This window comes from Ruminococcus sp. (assembly GCF_017650195.1).
Classification (GTDB): Bacteria; Bacillota; Clostridia; order Oscillospirales; family Ruminococcaceae; genus Ruminococcus.
This window is the reverse complement of the sequence record NZ_JAGCFH010000236.1, coordinates 1-6,395: the sequence shown is the minus strand read 5'-3', so window position 1 is coordinate 6,395 and position 6,395 is coordinate 1. Positions and strand designations below refer to the sequence as shown.

The 6,395-nt window shown below is 43.2% G+C and carries 7 protein-coding genes; 4 read left to right on the top strand and 3 right to left on the bottom strand.

Features of this window, described 5'->3' with window-relative positions; all coding sequences use genetic code 11:
- Positions 1–1,170, top strand: a 1,170-nt coding sequence (locus tag J6U00_RS10860; RefSeq protein WP_296581760.1) for an SGNH/GDSL hydrolase family protein, incomplete at its 5' end; no start/stop codon positions are given.
- A 188-nt stretch (positions 1,171–1,358) separates the two neighbouring features.
- Positions 1,359–1,916 carry a phosphatase PAP2 family protein gene (locus J6U00_RS10855; protein WP_296581758.1) on the top strand — a complete coding sequence of 186 codons (558 nt, stop codon included), beginning with the start codon at positions 1,359–1,361 and terminating at the stop codon, positions 1,914–1,916.
- A 251-nt stretch (positions 1,917–2,167) separates the two neighbouring features.
- On the opposite strand, the gene J6U00_RS10850 is transcribed toward J6U00_RS10855, so the two are convergent.
- The 3 genes from J6U00_RS10850 to J6U00_RS10840 form a co-directional block, all read right to left on the bottom strand.
- A complete protein-coding gene (locus tag J6U00_RS10850) occupies positions 2,168–3,670 on the bottom strand; it encodes a recombinase family protein (protein WP_296581762.1) in 1,503 nt (500 codons plus the stop codon).
- Between the two features lie 56 nt (positions 3,671–3,726).
- Entirely contained in the window at positions 3,727–3,906 is a 180-nt protein-coding gene (locus tag J6U00_RS10845; protein ID WP_296581756.1) for a hypothetical protein, read from the bottom strand.
- A gap of 122 nt (positions 3,907–4,028) precedes the next feature.
- Positions 4,029–4,172 carry a hypothetical protein gene (locus tag J6U00_RS10840; protein ID WP_296581753.1) on the bottom strand — a complete coding sequence of 48 codons (144 nt, stop codon included), beginning with the start codon at positions 4,170–4,172 and terminating at the stop codon, positions 4,029–4,031.
- A 516-nt stretch (positions 4,173–4,688) separates the two neighbouring features.
- Here J6U00_RS10840 and J6U00_RS10835 point away from each other — a divergent pair.
- Entirely contained in the window at positions 4,689–5,351 is a 663-nt protein-coding gene (locus J6U00_RS10835) for a signal peptidase I (protein WP_296581751.1), read from the top strand.
- A gap of 4 nt (positions 5,352–5,355) precedes the next feature.
- A partial coding sequence (locus tag J6U00_RS10830) for a BsaA family SipW-dependent biofilm matrix protein (protein ID WP_296581749.1) occupies positions 5,356–6,395 on the top strand: 1,040 nt, incomplete at its 3' end.

Here is a 6,395-nt window from a genome sequence, read left to right as displayed (position 1 = left end):
GAAGGTATACCGGCATTTTATGGCCAGGATCAGGCTTGGGAGAAAAAAATCTATGATGAAGACTGGCTTGCACACAGATCAACCAAGAGCTGGCCGGGTCTGCTTGAAATTCCTGAAGTCAGCGGCAAGATGAGAGATTACAATGTCAAAGAAACAAACTCATCAGAATGCAAGTGGTATTTCGGTGCTGTATCCGGAGCAGAAACAAAGCATTTCAGCAAGGAGAAGCAGAGAAAAGATACATATAAGAGAATATCATTGTTCAAGACCCTTAAGACAACATATTACCTTCCCAAACAGCTGGATGTTTTCAACAAAGTAGACGGGGATGTTGATTATGTAACGCTTACTGTTGGTGGAAACGATGTCGGATTTGCTGATATCATTACCACCTGTGCTACAGGAAGTACATATCTTCATTTTGGCAGCGGCAAGCTTAAGCTTGAAAAACAAATGGACAGTATATGGGCTGAATTTGATACGACGAGGTCAAATATTAAGGATGTATATACAGGCATACAGTCCTCTGCAGGCTCTCAGGCAAATATAATAGTAGCTGGTTATCCTAAGCTTCTTGATAAAACTGGTAAGGGTGCGCTTATCAGTGAGAAGGAAGCTACTATCGTAAATGAAAATGTCACAAAGTTCAATAACAGCATTAAGAGTATTGTTGATGAATGCAAAGATCAGGGCATGAATATCTATTTTGTCGATGTTGAAAAAGAGTTTGACAAGGACGGAGGACATCAGGCATATTCTGATAATGCATGGATCAATAAAATAATACTTACTAAGCAATCTGAAGATCTGGAACAGAATGGTATCGCAAGCGCATATTCGATCCATCCGAATGAGGAAGGCGCAAAGGCTTATGCAAGATGCGTGAATGCTATGATCAAGGAAATTGAGAATAATAAGAGCCGCAGTGCTGCTATGATGCTTAAGTCTGAAGTTGTTCAGGAATCTGATGATTTACAGGAGGATGCAATAGCAATTGCGCCTGATGAGATCTCTGTAGATGATAATAATGCAATAACAGCTGAAGCAGATGATGAGGTTATTGTTTCAACAGAGACAGAACCTGCTGATATCACAGAGAACATTTCAACAGATGATGAAGATGCTACTGAAATTGATGAAGCAGAACCGGTAACATGTATAGTAAACTAAAAGAATTTGCTGGGGTACTTGTATAAGTACCCCAGTTTTTTGCAAACAGGTCAGAAAACAAAAAAATAAGAGAAATTGGAGAAAAAAGAGATATATAGTATAAAAGAGATTGACTATATTATAACAATATGATATAATTTTAAAAGTAATGTAGACGAAAAGAGGATTGGGGGCAATAGAGAGTTATTATGATAAATGAGCTTGATTTTAAGATTCTGGACTGGATACAGCAGAATTGTAGAAATGAAGTAATGGACTTTATTATGCCAAAAGTAACTTTTCTTGGAAACCTTGGCCTCCTATGGATAGTTGTTTCCGTAGTTTTCTTGATGATAAAGAAGCATAGAAAGTGCGGAATAACACTTTCTTTTGGCTTGGTTTTCAGTTTTTTGGCTGTAAATGTTATTATGAAGAATCTAATAGCCCGAAGCCGGCCGTGCTGGATAAATGATGATATTGAAATGCTTATCGCAATTCCCAGAGATTATTCATTCCCTTCCGGACATACGCTTTTTGGTTTCCTTGCAGCTGTGATTATAATTAGTTATGATAAACGTTTTGGTATACCGGCATTTCTGATTGCTTTTGCAATAGCTTTTTCAAGAATGTATTTATATGTTCATTTCCCGTCAGATGTCTTAGCAGGAATGATTCTTGGAATCGCAATAGGTATTTTTTCTGTATTAGTTATGAAAAAGATTATGTTGAGATATGAAGAAAAGAAGCTGACCAGCATAGCAGGTTGAACTGAAAAAAGTATACATGCAAAATTTATAGTAAAATAGAGTGTCTGAAGATTATACAAGTTTTCAGGCACTTTTTTGCTGACAGAAAAAAGTACCCCCAAGGTACATCAGACGAAAGATTTACCTTGGGGTTAAGGAATTAATTATTTTGTACAAGCTTTATCAAATGATGGATTACATGCGTAGAAATTCTTCTCATTGAGCTTATCCTGTGTTATCCTGAGTGCTTCGCCTCGGCGTTCAAGCGGAAGCTAAAACCGCCATTGTATGGCTATTTTCTGGTCTGTCGCGTGTACGACTCTGATGAGCGTATCTGCGACCTGACGCTTGTCGTCGAAGCTCAGCTCGTCCCATATTTTAAGGTGAAGGTCTATCTCGTCAGCGGGGATGTCCTTTTTCTGACTGAGTTCACGGATACGCTCACCTATATCGGCTTTGCGCTTGTCGAGAGTGTTTATGCGCTCGTTTATGTAGCGAAATAGAGCGTTGTCCGAGTTCCTCAACTTTTCAAGTAGAGTTTTTATCTCGTTGTCTATCTCCGCGAGTTCGATCTCAAGTTCGTTCTGCTCTGTACATGGCATTTCGTTTTTTGAGGGCGAGAGAGTGCGGAATTGTGCGAGCTTCTTTTGCAGCTCGCTGTAAACGAGCTGCTCGACTTCCTCTGTATAGAGCGTCCCCGCTCCGACACAGGCTTTGGAATTCAGCTTGTTCGAGCAGAGCAGATAGCGGTGAGGGCGTCCGCTGAAGCTTTTCGCCAAGAGCGCGTATCCGCACTCGCCGCATTTTATCTTTCCGCTGAGCCATGAGTTTTTCGCCTTCTGCGAGGGTATCATCTGCTTCTTTGACATACATTTCATGCGGCATTTCAGCCATACTGCGGAATCAACTATGCCCTTGTGCGGTGCGAGGACTATCTGATTGCCCTCGACAGTCGTGGAGTTCTTCTTCTTTTCGTTCTTGCTCTTGTAGCTGTAACAGCCATTCTCGCCGATGAAATCGGCAGGCGGGTTAGCTATCTCTGCACCGTTTTCGTTGAAGAAGTTGTAGACGTCGAGGTCAGCTCTGACGTATATCGGATTGACGAGTATTTCCCTTATCCGCGGACGAGCCCAGTTTCCGCCGCGCTTTTTTATCCCGAGTTCGTTCAGACGGTCTATCACGTCGCCGTAGGAGGTGTTCGGCTGAGAGTACATATTGAAAATCAGCTTCACGACTTCTGCTTCGTTGGGGACAGGCTCGTACATCGAGGTGTGTATGCCGTCGATGACTGTCGGGACTTTTCTGAATCCGTAGGGGATAGGTCCGCCCATGAAAAAGCTTTTCTGGCTACGCGAATAGTAAGCATCGGCGACTCGCTTCTGTATCGTTTCGCGTTCAAGCTGAGCAAAGACGATGCAGATGTTCAGCATGGCGTTGCCCATAGGCGAGGATGTGTCGAACTTCTCCGTCGCCGAAATGAACTGCACGTTGTACCTGCTGAAGACCTCCATCATGTTCGAGAAGTCGAGAATCGAACGGCTTATGCGGTCGAGCTTGTAGACAACTACCGCGTGGATAAATCCGTCTCTTATGTCGCTCATCATCTGTGTGAACTGCGGACGGTTCGTGTCCTTTCCGCTGTAACCCTTATCGGTGTATTCCTTGAACGGTTCACCTCTTGTTTCGTATTGGCAGAGCTCTATCTGCTGCTCGATAGATATACTGTCTGCACGGTCAACAGACTGCCTTGCATATATCGCTATTATAGTGATCAGCTCCTTTCAGAGCTGCCGGCTGCGGAAAACTCTCCGCAGCCAACAGTATACCACATTTACCGGCTTTTGTCCAGCTCTATTTTGTACTTGGAAAAGATATTGTATAACTCGTTTTCCGCTGCTTTTACGACTTCGTTATTTGTCCCATCGGGAGTGAGGTTTTCAATTGTTATCACGCCGCGTTCGGTCATCACGTTCGATATTTCCGAGCTGTGACTGCTTCTGGTTATTTCCAAAATAGACATCGCCTCCGCTATATTCTATTGGAGCATTGCTTGTCTGAATGATATGGACAGGCAATTTTTTTTGAAGCGTATGAAGCATTTTCGTCCCTCCTTTTTCAATTCTGATGTGTTTGTCAATTTTGATCTTCCTCACTGCGCTGATATCTGACAGCGCTCTTAAAGTTTATGATACCATTTATGCGGCGCACCTCGTCTGTTACCATTTCACGGAGCTTGAAGAGCGTGCTGTCCTCGATATCATTTATTGCCGCAAGCATATGCGTCTGCGCACCGACTTCAACATCGAGCTTGAAAATCGCACGGGACAACCTTGAAGTGCTTGTTTCGATTAGTTGTTCATATTATGCTAAAATTTGGCAGTTGCCTAAAACACCAAGGGGCGAAAACAGCGGGAGCATTATAATAAGTATATATCGGTTTATAATGAGATGCGGTTGGAAATATCATTATTCCTGATCTTCTTAGATTCCACCAGTCTCATGGTAAAATTGGTACCATTTCAGTATACAATTTGGGCTAAAATAAACAATTATCAGCATTAGGCTATGATGTTTTTGCTAATTCCGTTAGTACAGAAGCATATACAGGCAAAGAGTTCATTGATTCAATAGAACGGTTGGCACTCTGCGGATTGAAGGATGAAAGCACTAAAATTGCTCAGAATGGTAGTATTACGGTGAAAAAAGTGTTGACAATTCGTAAAAATAGTGTTAAAATATAAGTCGATGTTGAATAATAGTCCTCGAGTGAGAATGGCGGTGGTAATTATAGAGATGAAAAATGAACAAACTGAACAGTCGACTTTACCCGAAAGCGCTGGATATAAGGTGTTTTCAATCGTTCGCTCTGTCATGGTTTACATACTGGCTGCCGCTATTATTATCGGTGCGTTGCTGTTTGCCTCAAGCAAGAACCCAAGCAAATCACTGTTCGGATTCCGCTATTACACTGTACTGACTCCCTCAATGGAGCCTGTATACAGTCCGGGGGATATGGTCTTCGTTAAGCTTTGCGGGGCAAATGATATCAGTGAGAATGACATCATTACTTTCAACCCATCAGAGGACAGCGAGGCTTATTTGACCCACCGTGTCACACAGAAATTAGAAGATTATCAGGGAACCGGCGTTACATGCTTCCGGACAAAGGGCGACGCCAATGATGCCGAGGACTCGTTCCTTATCGACGAAAAGCGCGTCATCGGCGTAGTAAAGTTCCATGTGCCGTTTCTCGGCTACATTATTCGTTTCATACAGCTAAGATGGTATTTCATAATACCGATAATTGTTCTGATTGCAGTATTCTTCTACCTTATGCAACTCTATTTTGATAGGAGCGAGGGAGAAAGCAATGCTGTTGAAGATATAGGTGAGATTTCCAAAAATAATCAGGGGACAATCCCAGAAAAGGAAACCTCAGAGAATATAAAGGAGTGATTTTATGAGAAAAAACAATAAGAAGGATCGCAGAATTCTTGTTGGCGCTTTAGCTGTCGCAGGCGTTACTGTCGCAGGATCGACCTTTGCGTGGTTCACAAGCAAGGATGAGGTTACCAACCGTCTTTCGGCCAAGGCTGAGTATAATACCAGCATCGTCGAGGACTTCCAGCCTCCGTATGAATGGGTCCCCGGACAGACTGTCAACAAGGACGTATCTATCGTAAATACTGGTAATGTTGACGCATTGGTAGGCGTTCAGCTCAGCGGAAAGCTTTCTCTTGTTAGAGCTGCTGCTGGAACAGCTGTTACAGGTGCTGCAACTGCTCTTCCGGAAGGTATCACTACTGCTGCAAATTATGATGCTGTTAATGATACTACTAAAATATATGCTCTTGAGCTCTCTAAAAATGCTGTAGCACCTGTTGCTCAGAACAATACAGCAGGCAGTGAAGCTAATGCTCAGGGCGGTATTGCTAATGAGGTAACAACTCTTCAGGCTGGCGGCACGCTCATTTGGGCGAACGGTGCTGTTAAACCTACAGATGAGTTCTCCGAGAGATCAGGCGACGATGCCGAGGGCGCTACTCCTGATTACAGCGGTGCAAATCAGTTCACTCCCACTAAATCAGGCGTTTATATCTTCCGCAGAAATGTGACTGTAAATGCTGCAGGTGCTGAATCTTATAAATATTCAGGCTATCTGTACGTAAAGGGCGCTACTGCCGCAGATGATAAGTATTACGCATTCGAGACCGAAACAACTGCTGAAGGCGCAACGACTCCTTACATTAAGGACATCGCTGTTACATATAATGACGACGGCACTGTTGCCTCAATCAGCGGTCTCAAGCTCGCAACAGTACAGAAGAGCGTTATCGACGCTACTCTTGATTATACAAAGGTTGCTGACGCTGCTCCGAAGATCGTTGCAAAGGATGCTGCAAGCGGCGGAACTATTGACATCGACATCAACCTCAATCCCGCTTATGCAACAAACTGGCAGTATGTTGCAGACAAGGGCTTCTTCTATAAGGATGACCT